Raw genomic sequence first — 18,676 nt, 5'->3', positions numbered from 1 at the left:
GTGGCGGGTTAAGATTTCGTTCACCACGCGGTGTGCTTGTCAGCCTATCCGAACAGCGCGCGGTGATCGCCGAGGATCACCTTCGCGGCGTTGTGGCCGGGGGCGCCGGTGACGCCGCCGCCGGGATGCGCGCCTGAGCCGCAATGGTAGAGGCCTTTCAGCGGCCCGCGATAATCGGCATGGCCCAGCATCGGTCGCGCCGAGAACAATTGGTTGAGCGTCAGCGCCCCGTGAAAGATGTCGCCGCCGAGCAGGCCAAATTGCCGCTCCAGATCCAGCGGGGACAGCACCTGACGGCCGATCACGCTGGCTGCGAAACCCGGTGCGAATTTATCCACCGTCGCGATCATGAGGTCGGCGACTTCCTCGCGGTGATCGTCCCATGATTTCCCGTCCGGCAATTCCGGCGCGACGTGCTGGCAGAACAGGCTCGCGACATGCTGGCCCTCCGGCGCGAGCGACGAGTCGAGCGTCGAGGGGATCAGCACTTCCACGACAGGCTCGCGGCTCCAGCCGTGGCTGCGCGCGTCGAGCCAGGCGCGATCCATGTAGCCAAGGCTCGGCGCGAGGATGATGCCGGCGGTGAGGTGATCGCCCGAGCCGGGCAGGGCGGTGAAGGAAGGCAGGGCATTGAGCGCGACATTCATCCGGAAAGTGCCTGATGCGTTGCGCCAGCGCCCGATGCGCTCAAGGAATTCCGGCGCCAGCGCGTTCGACGGCACCAGCCGCGTATACAGCAATTTCGGATTGACGCCGGAGACGACGTATTTTGCGCGAATGGTCTCGCCGTTGTCGAGGACCACGCCCGCGGCGCGGCCACTCTCGACGATCACCTCGCGCACGCCGGCCTCGGTTTCGATCTCCGCGCCAGCCCCGCGCGCCGCGCGCGCCATCGCCTGCGTGATCGCGCCCATGCCGCCGATGGCGTGGCCCCACACGCCCTTCTTGCCGTTCACCTCGCCGAACGCATGGTGCAGCATCACATACGCGGAGCCGGCGGCGTAAGGGCTGGCGTAATTACCGACGATGGCGTCGAAGCCGAACAGCGCCTTCACCAGGTCGTTCTCGAAACGCTCGTCCAGCATTTCGCCGGCCGACCGCGTAAACAGGTCCAGCAGGCTGCGCTGCTGTTCGAGCGTGAGTTTGCGCAGGATGCCGGCGGTACCCATGGCGTTGAAAGCTTCGCGGATTGCACCGATGCCAAAACCCTCGACGAGGTTCGGCGGCGCGCGCAGCACGAATTGCCGCAGCACGTCGGCGATGGCCTCCAGTTCGCGCGAGAAGGCGTCGATACGCGTGGCATCGTGCTTGCTGAGTTTTTCAACTGAGGCCCGCGTGCGGCCTTCACCGGTCAGGAGATAGCTGCCGTCGGGCGCGGGCAGAAAATTCTGCGCGCGGCGCTCGACGATGCGCAAGCCGTGTTCGGCGAGCTTCAGGTCGGCTGATATCTGCGGGTTGAGCAAGCTGACCGTATAGGCGGCGACCGAATTGCGGAAGCCGGGGTGGAATTCCTCGGTCACCGCCGCGCCGCCGACCGCCTTGCGGCGCTCCACCACTTTGACGCGCAGCCCGGCCATCGCGAGATAGGCCGCGCAGGTGAGGCCGTTATGCCCCGCCCCAATGATGACAACATCCGTCTCGTTCATGCCAGCTTCAGTTTCAAGATGGTTTGATCGGGAAGGGCGCGAAGCGCCCTATCCGTGCTTTCTTATCCCGCATTGCTCGCCGTGTCGCCCTATGCTCCATTGCGGCCCGCCGGCGGCCCTGCCGGGCATCCCGCCACCGGCGCCCGCCGGTTTCCAGCCGGAGTTTTGATGACGTCTTCCGATCTGTCCGTTTCAGCGGACCTGCCTTCCGAACGTCGGAACCGGCTGGTCCTGGTCGTCTACACCGCCGCGATCTTCGTCAGCGCGTTGCTGCTGTTTTCGGTGCAGCCCCTGTTCACCAAAATGGTGCTGCCGCGGCTCGGCGGCTCTCCGGCTGTCTGGTCGGTGGCGATGGTGTTCTTCCAGTCGCTGCTGCTTGGCGGCTACGCCTATGCGCATTTCCTGATGCAACTCCGCAACCGCAAGCTTCCGGTGGCGGTCCATCTGGTGCTGCTCACGGTTGCGATGCTGACGCTGCCGCTGTCGATCGCGAGCGGGTGGGGCGATCCGCCGACTTCAGGCTATGCGCTCTGGCTGCTCGGCCTGTTCGCGGTGTCGATCGGGTTGCCGTTCTTTGCGCTCGCGGCCAATAACCCCTTGCTGCAGGCCTGGTTCGTCCGCACCGGGCACCCCAACGGTCCCGATCCGTACTTCCTCTACGCTTCCTCGAATATCGGCAGCTTCCTGGCGCTGTTGTCCTATCCGGTACTGCTGGAGCCGATGTTCACGCTGCGCACGCAGAACCTGATCTGGACCGGCGGTTATGGCCTTTTGATCCTGCTGATCGCAACCTGCGGCGTGTTGCTGCTGCGCTCGCCGGCGAAGGCGGCGGAACTGAACATGCCGGCTGACGATAGCGACGCGCCGGCGCCATCCTGGCTGCTGCGTGCACGCTGGATCTTTTTGGCGGCCGTGCCGTCCGGGCTGTTGATCGCGGTGACCGCGCATATTTCGACCGACGTCGCCGCGGCGCCGCTCCTGTGGGTGTTGCCGCTATCGCTCTATCTCTTGACCTGGGTGCTGGTGTTTCAGTCGCGTCCGTTGCTGCCGCACAAATGGATGCTGCTGGCGCAGCCGCTGGCGATCGCCGGCGTCGTGGTGCTGCTCGCGTTCGGCGGCGAGCAGAATCTGCTGCTGACGCTCGGCGGGCATCAGCTCTGCTTCTTCGTCATTGCGATGGCCTGCCATGGCGAACTGGCGCGCACCCGCCCGGCGGCGAAATACCTCACCGGCTTCTATGTTGCCTTGTCGTTCGGCGGCATGGTTGGCGGCTTGTTCGCCGGCCTGATTGCGCCGTTCACCTTCTCATGGGTCGCGGAGTATCCGATCCTGCTGGCGTTGGCGGCGCTGTGCCGGCCGCCCGGCAACGAACGCCTGTCGCGCTGGAGCCAATGGTACTGGCCATTCCTCGCCGCGCTGGCGGTGGCGCTGCTTCTGCCGACATGGTCGACCGGGAAAGTATTCAACTGGCTGGAAGATCATCGCGTCTGGATGATCGGCGCGGTCGGCGTGCTGGCGGCGCTGCTGGCGCTTGGCCTCAACGCCAACCGCTGGAAGATTTTTGCAACCGTTGTGGTCGCGCTGGTGCTGTTGCGCGCCTATCCGTCCGACGACGGGCGGGTGGAAACCGTGCGCAGCTTTTTCGGCGTCCACAAGATCGTGGTGACGCCGAACGGCCAGTATCACGTGCTGATGCATGGCACCACGATCCACGGCGCCGAGAAATTCAGGAACGACGATGGTACGCCGGTCACCGGCCAGCCGGAGCCGATCACCTACTACCACAAGGACGGCGGCATCGGTCAGGCGATCACCGCGGTCCGCGAGCGCAAGGGCTCGCCGTTGCGCGTGGCGGTGATCGGGCTCGGCTCCGGCACGCTGGTCTGCGCGTCCGAACCCGGCGAGGAGTGGAAATTCTTCGAGATCGACCAGACCATGGTCGATACCGCGCGCGATCCGAAATATTTCACCTACATCCAGATCTGCGAGCCGAATCTCGAACCCGTGATCGGTGATGCGCGGCTGACCTTCGCGCGCGAGCCCGACGGCGTTTATGATCTGATCATCGTCGACGCCTATTCGTCGGATGCGATTCCGATTCATCTGGCGACCGAAGAGGCAATGGAGATCTACAAGTCCAAGCTGGCGCCGCAGGGCGCGGTGGTGATGCACGTCTCCAATCGGCATCTGGAACTATCGAGCGTGGTCGTCGGCATCGCCGATGCCAACGATCTGAAGAGCTGGGTCTACAGCGAGGATACCGGTCGCGACAGTGAATATATCTTCTCGACCTCGGTCGTGGTTTCGGCGCGGGAAGAGGCCGATGTCGGCAAGCTGGCATCCTCCGACCAGTGGGCGCTCACCGAGGCCGAAGACGACCAGCGGGTCTGGACCGACGATTATTCCAATGTGCTGGGCGCGGTGTGGCGTCGGCTCAGAAAGGGCGAGGAATAGCCGTCTTGCAGCCGGGCAGGGCGCGCCTATGATCATGTGTGCCCTGAACCGATGGAGCGACGATGGCCAATTTCACTCCCGTGTCGGCTGCGATCGGCGGCGCGCTGATCGGACTTTCCGCGGTCCTGTTGATGCTATCGACCGGGCGCATCGCCGGCATTAGCGGCATCTTCAGCGGCCTGTTGAATTTGCGCGGCGAGGACAAGGGCTGGCGCATCGCCTTTGTTGCCGGGCTCATTCTGGCGCCTGTCATCGCCGGCCTCATCGGTTACGGCATGTCGCCGCCGAAGCTGCCGTCGAACTGGATCGTCATTGTCGTGGCGGGGCTATTGGTCGGCTTCGGCACGCGGCTCGGCGGTGGCTGCACGTCCGGTCACGGCATCTGCGGCGTAGCGCGGCTGTCGCCGCGGTCCGTTGCCGCCACGGCCATCTTTATGGTGATGGCGATCGTTACCGTCGCCATCACCCATCATGTCTTGGGAGGCTGAGCCATGTGGATCATTGCTCCCCTGTTATGCGGCCTCGTGTTCGGTGCGGGCCTCCTGATATCGGGCATGGTGCAGCCGACCAAGGTGCTGGGCTTCCTGGATATCTTTGGCGCGTGGGATCCGAGCCTGCTCGTCGTGATGGTTGCGGCGCTTGCCGTCTCGGTGCCCGGCTTCCGGCTGGCCGATCGCGGCACGCGGCCCTGGTTTGCCGGACAATACTTCCGGCCGGGCAAATCGGGATTAGATCTGCCGCTGGTGGCGGGCGCTGCGATGTTCGGAATCGGCTGGGGCCTGGTCGGGTTATGCCCGGGACCGGCGCTGGAGAGCCTCGCGACATTGTCGCCCGGGGTCATCGTTTTCGTCGTCGCGATGGCAGCAGGGATGATTGCTCACGACGCCTGGCAACAGTCGGGGCTGACCGCGCAACGCGACCGGCAGCTTGCGAGCGCGACCGACGGCTGAGACCTCGGTCGCAGATCCGTCTGCGACCGCACCTCTTCATCAGGCTAGTTCTGACCGAATAGCCCGCGCGGCTGATAGTACTGTTGCCGCGGCTGGTAATAGTAGCCCTGCGGCGCCGGTGCATAGCCGCGGTTGTCGTAATATTGCGGCTGCTGCTGATAGGCCTGGGTGTCGTAGACGCGGCGGCTCGGGGGCGCGGGATAGCGCGCTTCGGTCGAAGTACCATCGGCGGGATAGATGTAGCCATCGTCGGCCCGCGCCTGCGGCGACACGCGCTGCTGTTGCGGCGTGATCACGACGGGATCGCCGGCGGCGGAATCGTATTGCTGTTCATATTGCGGCAGCGGCGCACGGCGGGCGACCGCCGTATTGCCGCGCGGCCGCGGATTGCGCGCCAGTGCGACCTGGGACGAACCCGACAGCGTCACTGTGGTGTTGAGCACGCCTTGCTCCTTGACCAGCGCAAAGAGCTTGGCGGCGTTCTCGCGCGACAGCCGCACGCAGCCATGCGACGCCGGTGAGCCGAGGCGGTTGACCGAATCCGTGCCGTGGATGGCGTGGCCGATCTTCGTGAAGAAGATCGAGTGTGGCATCGGCGCTTCGTCGAATTCCTTGGAGTAGTGATCCTCCTCCATGCGGAAGGCGCGGAAGCTGCCGCTCGGCGTCTCGTAGGAGGGAAGGCCTGATGACACCGGCCAGCGGTAACGCTCGACGCCGTCGACGGCGACGGTCATCTGCTGGTTGTCCTTATCGACTGTGATGGCGACCTTGGCTTGGACGGCGCCCGAGGCGAACAGCGTCAGGGCGGTGACGGCAATGAGGAAGGAACGCATTTTACCTTTGGCCTCCGGGCCCTGTACTAAAAACGCCGGCTCTCCGTCCCAAGCATCGAATATGCCCGGAAACCGGCACTGGTTCCAGTGGCCCGCGGCCGTAATCGTTAACGCCTCCCACGGCGCAAGCAAGGCGGCAGGACGGCGCAATGGGGCGCGAAGTGCTGACATTTTCGCGAGTGCGCGCGCTGAGGCCTATAGCCCGGATTGAGCTTCGCTCCATCCAGGCTACGTCCCTCAATTCCTCAACCGGTAGCCCGTCCTGAAGATCCACCACACCAGCGCCATGCAGATGGCGAGGAAGCCGAGCGTCATGCCGAGGCTCAGGGCCACGCTGACGTCGGCGATCTCGTAAAAGCTCCAGCGGAAGCCCGAGATCAGGTAGACCACCGGATTGAGCAGGGTGATGGTGCGCCAGCCCGACGGCAGCATGTTCACCGAGTAGAAGCTGCCGCCGAGGAATGTCAGCGGCGTCACGATCAGCATCGGGATCATCTGCAGCTTTTCAAAACCGTCGGCCCAGATGCCGATGATGAAGCCGAACAGGCTGAAGGTCACCGCGGTCAGCACCAGGAAGGTCAGCATCCACCAGGGATGATGGATGTGCAGCGGCACGAACAGCGCCGCGGTCGCCAAGATGATCAGGCCCAGGATGATGGATTTGGTCGCGGCCGCGCCGACATAGCCAATCACGATCTCGACATAGGAAACCGGTGCCGACAGGATTTCATAAATAGTGCCGACAAATTTCGGAAAGTAGATTCCGAACGAGGCGTTGGCGATGCTCTGGGTCAAGACCGACAGCATCACCAGCCCGGGCACGATGAAGGTGCCGTAGCTGACGCCTTCGACCTCGGTGATGCGCGAGCCGATCGCGGCGCCGAACACCACGAAATAGAGCGAGGTGGAAACCACCGGAGAGACGATGCTCTGCAGCAGCGTGCGCCAGGTGCGCGCCATTTCGAACAGATAGATCGCCTGGATCGCCCGGAAATTCATGGCGCCCTCACCAGGCTGACGAAGATGTCTTCAAGCGAAGACTGGGTGGTGTCGAGGTCCGAGATGCGGATGCCGGCGTCGCGGAGGTCGCTCAAGAGGCTGGTAATCCCGGTGCGCTCGCCCTTGGTGTCGTAGTTATAGATCACGGCGCGGCCGTCGTCCGACAGTTCGAGGTGGTAGGCGGCAAGCGAGGCGGGGATCGCGTCGACCTTGCCCTGCAGATAGAGCTTCAAATGTTTCTTGCCGAGCTTCTGCATCAGCCCGGCCTTGTCCTCGACCAGGATGATCTCGCCCTTGTTGATGACGCCGATGCGGTCGGCCATTTCCTCGGCTTCCTGGATGTAATGCGTGGTCAGGATGATGGTGACGCCGGAGGCCTGGAGCGCGCGCACTACGTCCCACATGCCCTTGCGCAACTCAACGTCGACGCCCGCGGTCGGCTCGTCCAGGAACAGGATCTGCGGCTCGTGGGAGAGCGCCTTTGCGATCATCACGCGGCGCTTCATGCCGCCGGAGAGCGTGATGATCTTGGAGTCCTTCTTGTCCCACAGCGACAGGTCCTTCAGTACCTTTTCGATATGGGCCGGGTTCTTCGGCTTGCCGAACAGGCCGCGGCTGAAGCTGACGGTCGCCCACACGGTTTCAAAGGAGTCGGTATGCAGTTCCTGCGGCACCAGGCCAATCAGCGAGCGCGCCGCGCGATAATCCTTGTTGATGTCATGTCCTCCGACACTGACGCTGCCCTCGCTCAAATTGGCGATGCCGCAGATGATGCTGATCAGCGTGGTCTTGCCGGCGCCATTCGGCCCGAGCAGCGCGAAGATTTCACCGCGCCTGATATCGAGATTGATACCATTCAGCGCCTTGAAACCGGAGCCGTAGGTCTTTGACAGATTTGAGACGGATATGATGGTGGGCATCGCGAGCATGGCAGTCTGAAACGGAATGTGGCCAGCGTCGAAGCGGCGCTTCGGCCGGATCGAGGCGGAGGAGGGGTGGGAACCGGGAGATAGGAACGCGATGCTGCTTATGCAATCGCACGAGGAAAAATTATGCTGCTTTCGGCATGCCGGCGACCTGCAGCGGCAAGTCAGTATAGCTGCCCCTATACGCGCTCGACGAAACTATCGACCACCTTCTTCTCGCCGGCCTTCTCGAACGCAATCGTCAGCTTGTTGCCGTCGATCTTCACCACATGGCCGTAACCGAACTTCTGGTGGAATACGCGGTCGTCGAGCGAGAATTCCGAGACGGTGCCAGTGGATTTCGCGACCAGCTCGCCTTCGATCACCATCGGGCCGCGCTTGGTGCGCGAGAAACCGCCTGAGGCATCGCTGCGCGAGCCTGTAAATGACGACTGGCTTTCCTCAAAACCGCCGCGCGCCTGCCCGCTGCGGCCTGCCTGGCTGCGGTTGCGGTTGGCCTGCGCGCGCTGCCAGCCGGGCGTGGAGTAGCTCGAGCCGAAGGATTCGACATTGTCGAAGCGCGAGGGGCCGTAGCCGCCGCTGCCGCCCCAGCCGCCGCCGCCCTTCGATTCTGTGATCTCGACATTGGCCGACGGCAGTTCGTCGAGGAAGCGAGAGGGGATCGTGGTTGACCACGTGCCGTGAATGCGCCGGTTGGTCGCGAAATAGAGTTTGGCGCGGCGGCGGGCACGGGTGAGGCCGACATGGGCGAGGCGACGTTCCTCTTCGAGACCGGCGCGGCCCTGTTCGTCGAGCGTGCGCTGGCTTGGAAAAAGGCCTTCCTCCCAGCCGGGCAGGAAGACGTTGTCGAACTCCAAGCCCTTGGCCGAATGCAGCGTCATCAGCGACACCGCTTCGTCTTCGGCACCACCGTCGCGGTCCATCACCAGCGAGATGTGTTCGAGGAATCCCTGCAGGTTCTCGAACTCTTCCATCGAGCGCACGAGTTCCTTCAAATTGTCCAGACGGCCTGCGGCGTCGGCGGAGCGGTCCTTTTGCCACATCTCGGTATAGCCGCTCTCGTCGAGCACGATTTCGGCCAGCTCCGTGTGCGCGGTGACCTCGCGCTGGGCGCGCCAGCGGTCGAACTGCAGAATGAGCTCGCGCAAGCTCCCGCGCGCCTTCGGCTTCAATTCGTCAGTCTCGACCACGGCGCGGGCGGCCTCGAACAGCGGGATGCGGCGCTTGCGGGCGTGGTCGTGCAGCAACTGCACGGTGGCGTCGCCAAGCCCGCGCTTCGGGACGTTGACGATGCGCTCGAAGGCGAGATCGTCGGCGGGCGAATTGATAACGCGCAGGTAAGCCAGCGCGTCGCGGATTTCGGCGCGTTCATAGAACCGCGGGCCGCCGATCACGCGATAGGGCAGGCCGAGGGTGACAAATCGATCTTCGAACTCGCGCATCTGGAACGAGGCCCGCACCAGGATCGCGACCTCGTTGAGGTTGTCGCCGGCGCGCTGCAATTCCTCGATCTCCTCGCCGATGGCGCGGGCTTCTTCTTCCGAGTCCCAGGAACCGGTGACGGTGACCTTCTCGCCGTCGACGTCCTCGGTGCGCAGCGTCTTGCCGAGCCGGCCTTCATTGTGCGCGATCAAATGCGAGGCGGCGGCGAGGATATGACCGGTGGAGCGGTAATTGCGTTCGAGCCGGATGACTTTGGCGCCGGGAAAATCGTGCTCGAAGCGCAGGATGTTGTCGACCTCCGCGCCGCGCCAGCCATAGATCGACTGGTCATCGTCGCCGACGCAGCAGATGTTTTTGGGTGGGGAGGCGGGGGCCGCAACGGTCGTCATTCCGGGATGCGCTGAAAGCGCAGACCCGGAATCTCGAGCTGAGTCCTCTTCACCTCGAGATTCCGGGTTCGCGTCTTCGACGCGCCCCGGAATGGGGGAATCAATGCGCCCCGGAATGATCGCCGACAGCGGCACGCCCGGTCGCGACGGCGCCTGCGACAATAGCCGCAGCCACAGATATTGCGCGACGTTGGTGTCCTGATATTCGTCGACCAGAATGAACTTGAAGCGGTTCTGGTATTGCCTGAGCACGTCAGGGTTTTCGCGGAACAGCCGGATGTTCTCCAACAGCAGATCGCCGAAATCGGCGGCGTTGAGAATCTTCAGCCGCTCCTGATACGTGGCGTAGAGCTTGCCACCCTTGCCGTTGCCGAACATCGCGGCTTCGCCTGATGGCACCTGCGAAGGTGTCAGGCCGCGGTTCTTCCAGCCGTCGATCAGCCCGGCCAGCATGCGCGCCGGCCAGCGCTTGTCGTCGATGTTCTCGGCCTGCAGCAATTGCTTGAGCAGACGGACCTGATCGTCGACATCAAGCACGGTGAAATTGGATTTGAGCTGCACGAGCTCGGCGTGGAAGCGCAGGATGCGCCCGCCGATCGAGTGGAAGGTGCCGAGCCACGGCATGCCCTCCACGGCCTGGCCGAGCATCTGGCCGAGGCGCAGCTTCATCTCGCGCGCGGCCTTGTTGGTGAAGGTCACGGAGAGGATTTCATGCGGGCGCGCGCGGCCCTGGCTCAGGATGTGGGCGATGCGCGTGGTCAGCACGCGGGTCTTCCCGGTGCCGGCGCCGGCCAGTACCAGAACCGGCCCATCGAGCGTCTCAACAGCTTCGCGCTGTTCCGGATTGAGCCCGTTGAGATATTGCGGACCGGCCGCAGCCCGCGCACGCGCGGCGATGCCGCCAGCCGCGGGCTGGTGCTCGGGGACGCCGCGATGCGGCAGTTTGCTCGGCTCGGTCATTGGTCGAATCGTCTCGGCCCCACGATGGCACCGTGAGGCGGTAAAGGGGAGCCTTCATAGCAGGGATTGCGGGTCATATAGGGACTATCAGGCCGTTTTGACAGGTTTTATCCCGGCGCTTTTCAGCGCCCGATTTTGTGCTTCGAGGGTGATTTTGTTCCGCCGAAATCGTCAAATTTCGGGATTTTTGCGGCCGGAACCATCGTTTCCGGGGCGGATTGTTTCAACAGTCGATGCGCGACGATTCAGCCGCCGCCGTCGAGAGAGCAACAGGCAATTGAGGTCATATCATGCTGAGCTGGGTCGTAACGTTTCTGATCATCGCGTTGATCGCGGGTGTTCTGGGCTTCGGCGGCATCGCCGGCGTCTCCGTCGAAATCGCCAAGGCCATCTTCTTCATCGCCGTGATCCTGTTTCTGATCTCGGCCGTGGTCGGATTGGTGCGCGGACGTAGCAACGTCTAGCAGGCGCAACCCAAAGCACGCTGCCGCGCGCCAACTAGCGCGCGGCAGCGGCCAGTTCGAGACTGGACTCCCCGACATGGCGGGAGACCAGGTCCGCAAATGGCTTCGGGTGCGTCGCGATCATGAAATGAGCCGCGCCGGCAATCGTCGCGCGGTCGGCGCCCGGGATACAGCGGCTCAGCAGATCATTCGCCCGGCCCACAGCCGGATGGCTGGCTTCTCCCCAAACGACCAGCGTAGGCACACCGAGCCGGTGCTGCACGATCCCCGGCACGAGCACCACTGTCGGGCCAGTTCCGCTTTCGTGGTAGTCGATCGGGCCAAGGGTCTCGAAAATCATCTCAAACTCCGTGCGAACGCAGCAATCGCGGCGGCCTGTTTCAGGCCGCCGCGTCACGATTGAATCCGTCAGCGTTTGACGATGATGATTTCCAGATATTCGCTCGGAAGCACCATGGTGCCGTCCTCGGCGCGGTTCATCGACGCGATCAGCGTCAGGATATCGTCGGCGAGGCGGCGCTGGTTGGTTTCATCAAGCGCGGCAAAGGCTTTCAGCGTCGGCCCGTAGTAATTCCTGAACACGTCGAGAAAATGCAGCGGCGAGCGGTAGCGGAACGTGAAGTGCCGCTTCTCGGCCTTGATCGAGGCAGCTGATGTTCCGAACATCTCGGTGATGCGCGCCTGCGTGCCCCACAGCGCGGGCGATTTCGCGCCGGCAGGCGGCGGCAGGTACTTGCCGAGCGTCTTGAACAGCTGCCCGATAAAGCCATCCGGTGTCCAGTTGGCGAGCCCGATCTTGCCGCCGCTCTTGCACACCCGCAGCAATTCGGCAGCGGCGCGGTCCTGGTCCGGCGTGAACATTACGCCGAAGGTCGAGACGACGACGTCGAACGTCGCATCGCCAAAATCCAAGGCTTCCGCATCCGCCTCCTTGAACTGGACCGACAGGCCTTCCGCCGCGGCACGCGCGCGGCCGCGCTCGAGCAGGCTCGGCACATAGTCCGTGGACATGACGTCGCACCAGCGGCGGGCCGCTGCGAGCGTGACATTGCCGTTGCCGGCGGCGACGTCGAGCACCTTCTGACCGGCCCGGAGGTCGAGCTTCTCGCACAGCTCTTCGCCCACGATCTGCAGCGTGGTACCGACGACGGCGTAATCGCCTGATGACCAGGCGCCGTGCTGCTTGGTTTTCAGGGCGGAAAGGTCGATCTGGCCGGGTTGCTGGGCTTGGGCGGCGGCGGTTGTTGCCATGTCATTTCTCCTTCGAGTCCGGTGAATTTCCCGATTTCAGCGTGCTGCCGGATTAGTCCCCGGGGCCGCCGGATGCCTATCCAGTTCGCGACACGGCTATCCCGAACGTGAACCTTTCCGCTGCTCCTAGGACTCACCACCGGGGGCCTTCGGAGTTGCGGATGATTGCCGGCCAGGACGTTTCGACGGTGACGTCGCCGCTGCCGCGCGGCGTCAGGCGTGCGCTGGACGCGATGCGTGCCAATATCGGGCACTCTTGGCGGTTGACGGAGCTTGCCGCCATCGCCGGCGTATCCGGCCGAACCTTGCAGCGGCAGTTTCTTACCTTTGTCGGCAAGACCCCGCGCGCGGTGCTGCGCGAGATCGGGCTCGAATGCGCCCGTCGCAAACTGTTGCAGGGTGCGCCGGGCGCCAAAGTCATGGACGTGGCGCTACGCTGCGGCTTTCCGCATTTCGGGCGATTCTCGATCGCCTATCGGCGTCGCTATGGCGAAACGCCGTCGCAGACGCTGAAGCGGCAGGCGGTTCTCACCGAAGCGCTCGGCGCGACGCCCTCGCTGTTTGTGCCGGCGCGGGACCGGCCGGCAATCGCCTTCGGGCCGATCGAGGCGGCGGCGGAAAATCTGGCAGTCGCGGCCGACATCGCCGACGATCTCGTCACCGCATTGACCCGCGCCGGCATCGCGGTCGCAACGCGGTCAATGGCGGCGCGCTATCATCTCGGCGGCGCCATCAGGGGATCGGGCGCGCAGACGCACCTGACCATCCGCCTGATCGACACGGAAACCGGCGGCCAGCTCTGGGCCCATCGCGCGGACGGTGTCCTGCGCGACGATACGTCAACGACGGAACATCTCGCTATCAGGATTGCTGCGGCGCTGCAGCCATGCCTGCGGCTGGCGGAGATCGACCGCGCGCTGCGAAAGCCGATCACCAGCCTCGGCGCGCAGGACCTGGCGCTGCGGGCGATGCCGGGCGTTCTCTCGCTCGATGCCAATGGCAATGCCCGCGCGCTGGAATTGCTGGAGCGCGCGATGGATCAGAACCCGAACCACCCGCTGGCCACCGCGCTGGCGGCGTGGGCGCATGTCCAGCGCGTGGTCTATCACTTCACCCATGCGCCGCAGCAAGAGCGCGCCCGCAGCCTCGAACTGACCAGCCGGGCGAGGGGGCTATCCGGCGACGCCACCGTACTGGCGATCCTCGGCAACGCGCTGTCGCTGCTCAACGAGTTCGATACCGCCGATCTCGTCACCCGCAACGCGCTGGCGATGGACGGCGGATCGGCCTGGGCGTGGAGCCGCGGCGGGTGGATCGATGTCTACAAGGGCGATCCGCAATCGGCGATCGAGCGCTTCAAGATCGCGCTTGATCTCGCGCCCCACGATCCGCTGGCCTTCAACAGCATGGTCGGGATCGGCTGCGCGCTGTTCATCGCCGGTCAATACGCCGAAGGCGCGCAGTGGCAGGAGCGTGCGTTGGCGGAACATCCCTCCGCAAGCTGGGTGCATCGCACGCTGTGCCCGGCCTATGTGCTCGCTGGGCACGGACAGCAGGCCCGCCGCAGCCTCGGCGCGCTACGGCAGCATTATCCCGATCTCACGGTCACGGAAGTCCAGCGCGGCATGCCCCCGCTGCCGCCAAGCCAGTGCGAGCTGGTGGTCGGCGCCCTGCAGGAGGCCGGGCTGCCAGCCTGAAGGTTTCCGCTATTTCGGCGGCATCGCGACCTTGCGCCCGATACCCTCGGGCCGCGGCACGGCGGCATGAGAAGCGGCGACGGCATCGATGCGCGCGCGAATGTCGGGCGGGAAGGGCGCCACCTTCCGCTGCTTCATGTCCATATGCAGCGTCATGTTTTCCGACGTCGCGGACAGCCAGCCTTCGCTCGCGTGGCGCAGTTCCTCGAACGTGTGCAGTCGCTTCGCGTCGTTACCTAACAGATAAACCGAAATCTGAACGGGATCGCCGAGATGAATCTCGCGCAGATAGCGAACATGGGCCTCGGCGGTGAAGGTCGAGCACTGGCGTTCCTTCATGTAGGCCGGCCCGATCCCGAGTTGCAGCCACATTTCGTCGATCGCGCGGTCCATCATCACATTGTAATAGGCCATGTTGAGGTGGCCGTTGTAATCGATCCATTGCGGCTCGATCTGCATCACCGAGGACAGGAACGGGACGGGCGGTAGCGGCATATTCTTCAGGTTTTCCCCGGCGGCAGCAGCGGTCGTCATCATTGATCCCGTGGTTGTTTTCGCGCTCTTGACCCCCCTTATATCCTTTGCCACGGTCCGCTCAAATCCGGAGGAATTTGACGTGGCGACGACGATATCGGGTAGTATGAAGCGGCCGGAGCCGCAGGCGCTGGCAAGCGCGGTCGAGGCGCTGGCGGCGCGGTTCGGCAACAGGCTGATCACCTCGCAGGCGGTGCGCGAGCAGCACGCCCACACCACCACCTGGCTGCCAACCCAGCCGCCGGATGCGGTGGTGATGGCGGAAGAAACCGCCGACATTCAGGACTTGGTGCGGATCTGCGCCAGGCACCGTGTTCCCGTGATCGCCTTCGGCACCGGCACCTCGCTGGAAGGGCAGGTCAACGCGCCCGCCGGCGGCGTCTGCATCGATTTGCGCGACATGAACCGGATTCTCGAAGTCCATGCAGAGGATCTCGATTGCGTGATCCAGCCCGGCGTCACCCGCAAGGCACTGAACGAACATCTGCGCGACCAGGGATTGTTCTTCCCCATCGATCCCGGCGCAGACGCCTCGCTCGGCGGCATGACCTCGACCCGGGCCTCCGGCACCAACGCGGTGCGCTACGGCACCATCCGTGAAAACGTGCTGGCGCTGAAAGTGGTGCGCGGCGATGGCGAGATCATCACGACCGGCACGCGGGCGAAGAAATCCGCCGCCGGCTATGACCTGACGCATCTCTTTATCGGCGCTGAGGGCACGCTCGGCATCATCTCCGAGCTCACCATCAAATTGCGCGGCATTCCCGAGACCATCGCGGCCGCCGCCTGTTCGTTCGAGACTGTGCGCGGCGCCTGCCAGGCGACCATCCTGGCGATTCAGACCGGCATTCCGCTGGCGCGGATCGAACTGCTCAACGCCGAGCAGGTGCGCGCCTGCAACGCCTATTCCAAGCTCACCCTGCCGGAGACGCCGCTGTTGCTGCTGGAATTCCATGGCAGCGACGTCGAGGTGGCCGAGCAATCGAAGAATTTTGGCGAGATCGCCAAGGAATGCGGCGGTGGCGATTTCACCTGGACCACCAAGCCGGAGGACCGCACCAAGCTGTGGCAGGCCCGGCATGACGCATACTGGTCCGTCAAGGCGCTGCGCCCCGGCGCCGGCGTGGTGGCAACCGACGTCTGCGTACCGATTTCGCGGCTCGCCGATTGCGTCACCGAGACCGAGGACGATCTGAAGCGGCTCGGTCTGTTGTCGCCGATCGTCGGCCATGTCGGCGACGGCAATTTCCACTGCTCGCTGGTATGCGACGTCGACAACAAGGAAGAAATGGCACGCGGCGAGGACTTCATGCATCGCCTGGTCGAGCGGGCGCAGGCGATGGGCGGCACCTGCACCGGCGAACACGGCATCGGGCAGGGCAAACAGAAATACCTCAAGGCCGAACTCGGCCCCGAGGCGATCGACGCCATGCGCGCGCTGAAGCAGGCGCTCGATCCGCAGAACATTTTCAATCCCGGCAAGATCGTGCCGGTGGGGTAGGGAGGCTCGTTGACGGGGAGCTGATGTCAGCGGCGACGCACCTTCATTGAAAGGATGTTCTTTCCGCTTCCTTGACAACCCAGTCAACAAACAGTGCGACACGCCTGTCATTGGCCAGGGCGGCAGGCCAGCGGATGATGTGCGCCTTGCTGGACGTCATATCCCAGTTTGACGACACGACGCGGCAAAGCCGCTTTTCCGCGAGTGCATCATGAACAAGCAAAGACCTGGCTAGAACGACGCCGCTGCCCTGCAAGGCGGCAGCGATTGCCGTGCCTAGATTATCGAAGCGAAGCCCGGCCTGAACGGGAGCCGTGACGCCCAGCCGTTCGAACCACACCGGCCACGACCATTCCGCGCCATCGTTCCGGCCAGCGAGGCCCTTGTGCAGTACTGGCAAAGTGCCGAGCACGTGCGGCTCCCGCAATGGCCGACCACGCGGCAGCAGAGACGGGATCGCAACCGGAAAAACCATCTCGTCGAACAGCGGGCGCTGGGTCGATGTGGCGCGCGCGCCAACTTTGGGAAGCCATCGAATCTGCACGTCGAGATCGAGGGCGCGCGCTTGAATATCGCTTTCGATGATGCAGAGTTCGATCGCAATATCGGGATATGCGGACGCAAACGCCGTCAGACGCCGCGCCAGCCAGTAGTTCGCAAGGGCGGAGCCTAGTCCTATCTTGAGTGTCAGCGGCCGCACCGACGCACGCGAGCGGGCGCGTAGCTCTGCCATCTCGTCAAGTATCCGCCCGAGTCCCTCGGCCAAGGTAACGCCAGCTGCGGTCGGCAACAGACCGCCCCCTGTACGATCAAACAGCCGCGCGCCCACAAAGCCCTCAAGTTTCTTCAGTCGATGGCTGATCGCACTCTGTGTGAGCCCCAACTCACCGGCCGCGAGCGTCATGCTGCGATGGCGCAGCGCCGCGTCGAACGCAATCAGGCCATCAAAAGGGGGAAGAGCACGCATGCCAGCACTATGAACGATATTCATGGCGATGTGAACAATTGGCGTTGGCAAAAAGCGGCAATCCAGGACACGAGTAGCCGTCACGCAGGTCAGAGCTCGCACGATGACACAGCCAACAAATATGTCCGACAACGGCTCCGGTCGGCCTGCACAATCCATGATGCCGGCCCTGCTCTTAAGTATGGCGGCTTTCCTCACCAACTTTGATGTGACGGCGGTGGTCATCGCGTTGCCGACTGTCGCGCGCGAACTCAGGTTCGACGTTGCTGGATATGCTTGGGTCATGGATGCCTACAGTTTGGCTTTCACAGCCTGCTTGTTGTTTGCGGGGGCGCTGGCGGATCGGTATGGGCGACGATGGGCGATGCTTGTCGGCAACGGCATTTTCGCTCTCGCGTCCTTGGCGTGCGGGATGGCGTGGGATGGACCGACGCTATTGGGCGCTCGCGCATTGCAGGGGATCGGGGCTGCATTCATCGTGACTGGCGGCTTCGCGCTGATCGCCAGTGTCTATGTGCAAGCAAGGGCGCGCACGAACGCATTTGCCTTGGCTGGTGTCATGTCCGGAGTCGCCATGGCGTTTGGTCCGACGATTGGCGGACTTGTCTCAGCGTGGATCGGCTGGCGCTGGATTTTCCTCATCAACTTGCCAGCCTGCGCCTTGGTCGCCTGGGGTGTACCGCGGCTGGTCGCGGAAGCGCGCGAGGCGGTGCCCCGGCCGCTCGACATCCTGGGCGTCGTATTGTTCACCTGCGCGCTTACTGCGCTCGTCGAGGCGCTGTTGCATGGCCGCACGTCGACGTCACATATGGTGGCGGGTCTCGCAATAAGTGCGGTGTTTCTAGCTGCATTCGGCATACAGCAGAGAAGCCGCGACAACCCGATCCTCGATCCCGGCATTTTCGTTCAACCGGCCATGATCGGAATTGCGATCCTTTTGTGCGCCGTGTCGATCGGCTACTGGGCAATCCTCGTCTACCTGCCACTCTTCTTTGCTGCTGCTTTTAACTGGTCCTCGGAAGTGGCCGGTATCGCGCTGCTGGCGGCCACGCTGCCGATGCTGTTCTTGCCGCCATTGGGAGGCCGGCTTGTCAATCATCTGGGATGGCGGCTTCACTTCGCCTTGGCGCTCGCGTTTTTAGCAGCGGGCAATGCCACCATTGCGACCGCGCTGATCCCGGATGGTTCAGCGCCGCTAATTCCGACCTTCTGCGGGATTGTCGCTATTGGGGTCGGCGTCGCCTTGGCTCATCCGCAACTGTCCGGCGCGGCCGTGTCGCTTGTGCCGCCGGATCTTGCTGGCCTGGCATCTGCCGTGACAGTCGTCATGCGCCAAGCCGGCTTCGCGGTGGGCATCGCAGTTCTCGGCGCGGTGCTTCATATCCAGGAATCGGCGATCAGCTACGTCTGGCTGTTCTCGGCAGCGGCAATGGCATCAGCGGCAGGACTGATCGCGGCGCTCGTCTTGCTGCCCGCACCAGCGGCCGCGTCAAAAAAGTAGCAGTGCGCCTGCGGTCCGCCACCTTCGCGTTGAAACCGCAGGTGGCGGTCGAAGTCCTGCAATGACGCTCTTCGCTCACAGGTTGTACATTGTGGCGGCCGTCTCAGTTTGGTTCCAAACATAGCCTCGTTTCAACACGGCGCAGCCTGACTTAAACATCG

Annotated in this window: 16 protein-coding genes; 7 read left to right on the top strand and 9 right to left on the bottom strand. The window is 63.9% G+C overall.

What is annotated here, in order from left to right; all coding sequences use genetic code 11:
* Positions 1-44 precede the first annotated feature (44 nt).
* A complete protein-coding gene (locus AC0QUY_RS08505; RefSeq protein ID WP_475386501.1) occupies positions 45-1,646 on the bottom strand; it encodes a phytoene desaturase family protein in 1,602 nt (533 codons plus the stop codon).
* A gap of 168 nt (positions 1,647-1,814) precedes the next feature.
* Here AC0QUY_RS08505 and AC0QUY_RS08500 point away from each other — a divergent pair, with 168 nt between their 5' ends.
* The 3 genes from AC0QUY_RS08500 to AC0QUY_RS08490 all read left to right on the top strand — a co-directional run bounded on the left by AC0QUY_RS08500 (position 1,815) and on the right by AC0QUY_RS08490 (position 5,050).
* A complete protein-coding gene (locus AC0QUY_RS08500; RefSeq protein WP_475386500.1) occupies positions 1,815-4,100 on the top strand; it encodes a spermidine synthase in 2,286 nt (761 codons plus the stop codon).
* 62 nt (positions 4,101-4,162) lie between these two features.
* Positions 4,163-4,588 carry a YeeE/YedE family protein gene (locus AC0QUY_RS08495; protein WP_161849437.1) on the top strand — a complete coding sequence of 142 codons (426 nt, stop codon included), beginning with the start codon at positions 4,163-4,165 and terminating at the stop codon, positions 4,586-4,588.
* A gap of 3 nt (positions 4,589-4,591) precedes the next feature.
* Entirely contained in the window at positions 4,592-5,050 is a 459-nt protein-coding gene (locus tag AC0QUY_RS08490) for a DUF6691 family protein (RefSeq protein ID WP_161849436.1), read from the top strand.
* Positions 5,051-5,094: 44 nt separating this feature from the next.
* On the opposite strand, the gene AC0QUY_RS08485 is transcribed toward AC0QUY_RS08490, so the two are convergent.
* From AC0QUY_RS08485 to AC0QUY_RS08470, 4 genes are all read right to left on the bottom strand, one after another.
* Positions 5,095-5,883, bottom strand: a complete 789-nt coding sequence (locus AC0QUY_RS08485) for a L,D-transpeptidase (protein ID WP_475386499.1) — start codon at positions 5,881-5,883, stop codon at positions 5,095-5,097.
* Between the two features lie 237 nt (positions 5,884-6,120).
* Entirely contained in the window at positions 6,121-6,882 is a 762-nt protein-coding gene (locus tag AC0QUY_RS08480; RefSeq protein WP_161849434.1) for an ABC transporter permease, read from the bottom strand.
* A complete protein-coding gene (locus AC0QUY_RS08475) occupies positions 6,879-7,802 on the bottom strand; it encodes an ABC transporter ATP-binding protein (protein ID WP_475386641.1) in 924 nt (307 codons plus the stop codon). Before AC0QUY_RS08475 ends, AC0QUY_RS08480 begins: the two co-directional genes overlap by 4 nt.
* A gap of 185 nt (positions 7,803-7,987) precedes the next feature.
* Complete coding sequence (locus AC0QUY_RS08470; RefSeq protein ID WP_475386498.1) at positions 7,988-10,600, bottom strand: ATP-dependent helicase; 2,613 nt, start codon at positions 10,598-10,600, stop codon at positions 7,988-7,990.
* A gap of 290 nt (positions 10,601-10,890) precedes the next feature.
* Between AC0QUY_RS08470 and AC0QUY_RS08465 the strand changes: the two genes are divergently transcribed.
* Entirely contained in the window at positions 10,891-11,064 is a 174-nt protein-coding gene (locus AC0QUY_RS08465; protein ID WP_082650163.1) for a DUF1328 domain-containing protein, read from the top strand.
* A 34-nt stretch (positions 11,065-11,098) separates the two neighbouring features.
* Here the strand turns inward: AC0QUY_RS08465 and AC0QUY_RS08460 are convergent, their stop codons facing one another.
* Both AC0QUY_RS08460 and AC0QUY_RS08455 read right to left on the bottom strand, forming a co-directional pair.
* Positions 11,099-11,404, bottom strand: coding sequence for an alpha/beta fold hydrolase (locus AC0QUY_RS08460; RefSeq protein ID WP_475386497.1), 306 nt, complete (start codon positions 11,402-11,404; stop codon positions 11,099-11,101).
* Between the two features lie 68 nt (positions 11,405-11,472).
* Positions 11,473-12,315: a class I SAM-dependent methyltransferase gene (locus AC0QUY_RS08455; RefSeq protein WP_475386496.1), complete on the bottom strand. Its 843-nt coding sequence runs from the start codon at positions 12,313-12,315 to the stop codon at positions 11,473-11,475.
* 161 nt (positions 12,316-12,476) lie between these two features.
* On the opposite strand from AC0QUY_RS08455, the gene AC0QUY_RS08450 reads away from it, so the two are divergent.
* A complete protein-coding gene (locus AC0QUY_RS08450; protein WP_475386495.1) occupies positions 12,477-14,012 on the top strand; it encodes a helix-turn-helix domain-containing protein in 1,536 nt (511 codons plus the stop codon).
* 9 nt (positions 14,013-14,021) lie between these two features.
* Here the strand turns inward: AC0QUY_RS08450 and AC0QUY_RS08445 are convergent, their stop codons facing one another.
* Positions 14,022-14,546 (bottom strand): thioesterase family protein, encoded by a 525-nt coding sequence (locus AC0QUY_RS08445; RefSeq protein ID WP_475386494.1) that lies wholly within the window; start codon positions 14,544-14,546, stop codon positions 14,022-14,024.
* A 106-nt stretch (positions 14,547-14,652) separates the two neighbouring features.
* Between AC0QUY_RS08445 and AC0QUY_RS08440 the strand changes: the two genes are divergently transcribed.
* Positions 14,653-16,047 carry an FAD-binding oxidoreductase gene (locus tag AC0QUY_RS08440; RefSeq protein ID WP_475386640.1) on the top strand — a complete coding sequence of 465 codons (1,395 nt, stop codon included), beginning with the start codon at positions 14,653-14,655 and terminating at the stop codon, positions 16,045-16,047.
* A gap of 43 nt (positions 16,048-16,090) precedes the next feature.
* Here the strand turns inward: AC0QUY_RS08440 and AC0QUY_RS08435 are convergent, their stop codons facing one another.
* A complete protein-coding gene (locus AC0QUY_RS08435; protein WP_475386493.1) occupies positions 16,091-17,038 on the bottom strand; it encodes a LysR substrate-binding domain-containing protein in 948 nt (315 codons plus the stop codon).
* 79 nt (positions 17,039-17,117) lie between these two features.
* Here AC0QUY_RS08435 and AC0QUY_RS08430 point away from each other — a divergent pair, with 79 nt between their 5' ends.
* On the top strand, positions 17,118-18,515 hold the full coding sequence (locus AC0QUY_RS08430) for an MFS transporter (protein ID WP_475386492.1): 1,398 nt from the start codon (positions 17,118-17,120) through the stop codon (positions 18,513-18,515).
* Positions 18,516-18,676: the final 161 nt, after the last annotated feature.

The organism is Bradyrhizobium sp. WYCCWR15520, from assembly GCF_056174665.1.
This window is presented reverse-complemented; position numbering and strand designations above follow the sequence as displayed.

Excerpts from the sequence above, each read along its gene's own strand:
- AC0QUY_RS08440 (WP_475386640.1), top strand. The coding sequence starts at position 14,653 with ATGAAGCGGCCGGAGCCGCAGGCGCTGGCAAGCGCGGTCGAGGCGCTG.
- AC0QUY_RS08460 (WP_475386497.1), bottom strand. The coding sequence starts at position 11,404 with ATGATTTTCGAGACCCTTGGCCCGATCGACTACCACGAAAGCGGAACT.
- AC0QUY_RS08465 (WP_082650163.1), top strand. The coding sequence starts at position 10,891 with ATGCTGAGCTGGGTCGTAACGTTTCTGATCATCGCGTTGATCGCGGGT.
- AC0QUY_RS08495 (WP_161849437.1), top strand. The coding sequence starts at position 4,163 with ATGGCCAATTTCACTCCCGTGTCGGCTGCGATCGGCGGCGCGCTGATC.
- AC0QUY_RS08470 (WP_475386498.1), bottom strand. The coding sequence starts at position 10,600 with ATGACCGAGCCGAGCAAACTGCCGCATCGCGGCGTCCCCGAGCACCAG.
- AC0QUY_RS08485 (WP_475386499.1), bottom strand. The coding sequence starts at position 5,883 with ATGCGTTCCTTCCTCATTGCCGTCACCGCCCTGACGCTGTTCGCCTCG.
- AC0QUY_RS08505 (WP_475386501.1), bottom strand. The coding sequence starts at position 1,646 with ATGAACGAGACGGATGTTGTCATCATTGGGGCGGGGCATAACGGCCTC.
- AC0QUY_RS08435 (WP_475386493.1), bottom strand. The coding sequence starts at position 17,038 with ATGAATATCGTTCATAGTGCTGGCATGCGTGCTCTTCCCCCTTTTGAT.
- AC0QUY_RS08430 (WP_475386492.1), top strand. The coding sequence starts at position 17,118 with ATGACACAGCCAACAAATATGTCCGACAACGGCTCCGGTCGGCCTGCA.
- AC0QUY_RS08500 (WP_475386500.1), top strand. The coding sequence starts at position 1,815 with ATGACGTCTTCCGATCTGTCCGTTTCAGCGGACCTGCCTTCCGAACGT.
- AC0QUY_RS08455 (WP_475386496.1), bottom strand. The coding sequence starts at position 12,315 with ATGGCAACAACCGCCGCCGCCCAAGCCCAGCAACCCGGCCAGATCGAC.
- AC0QUY_RS08490 (WP_161849436.1), top strand. The coding sequence starts at position 4,592 with ATGTGGATCATTGCTCCCCTGTTATGCGGCCTCGTGTTCGGTGCGGGC.
- AC0QUY_RS08450 (WP_475386495.1), top strand. The coding sequence starts at position 12,477 with ATGATTGCCGGCCAGGACGTTTCGACGGTGACGTCGCCGCTGCCGCGC.
- AC0QUY_RS08480 (WP_161849434.1), bottom strand. The coding sequence starts at position 6,882 with ATGAATTTCCGGGCGATCCAGGCGATCTATCTGTTCGAAATGGCGCGC.
- AC0QUY_RS08475 (WP_475386641.1), bottom strand. The coding sequence starts at position 7,802 with ATGCCCACCATCATATCCGTCTCAAATCTGTCAAAGACCTACGGCTCC.
- AC0QUY_RS08445 (WP_475386494.1), bottom strand. The coding sequence starts at position 14,546 with ATGACGACCGCTGCTGCCGCCGGGGAAAACCTGAAGAATATGCCGCTA.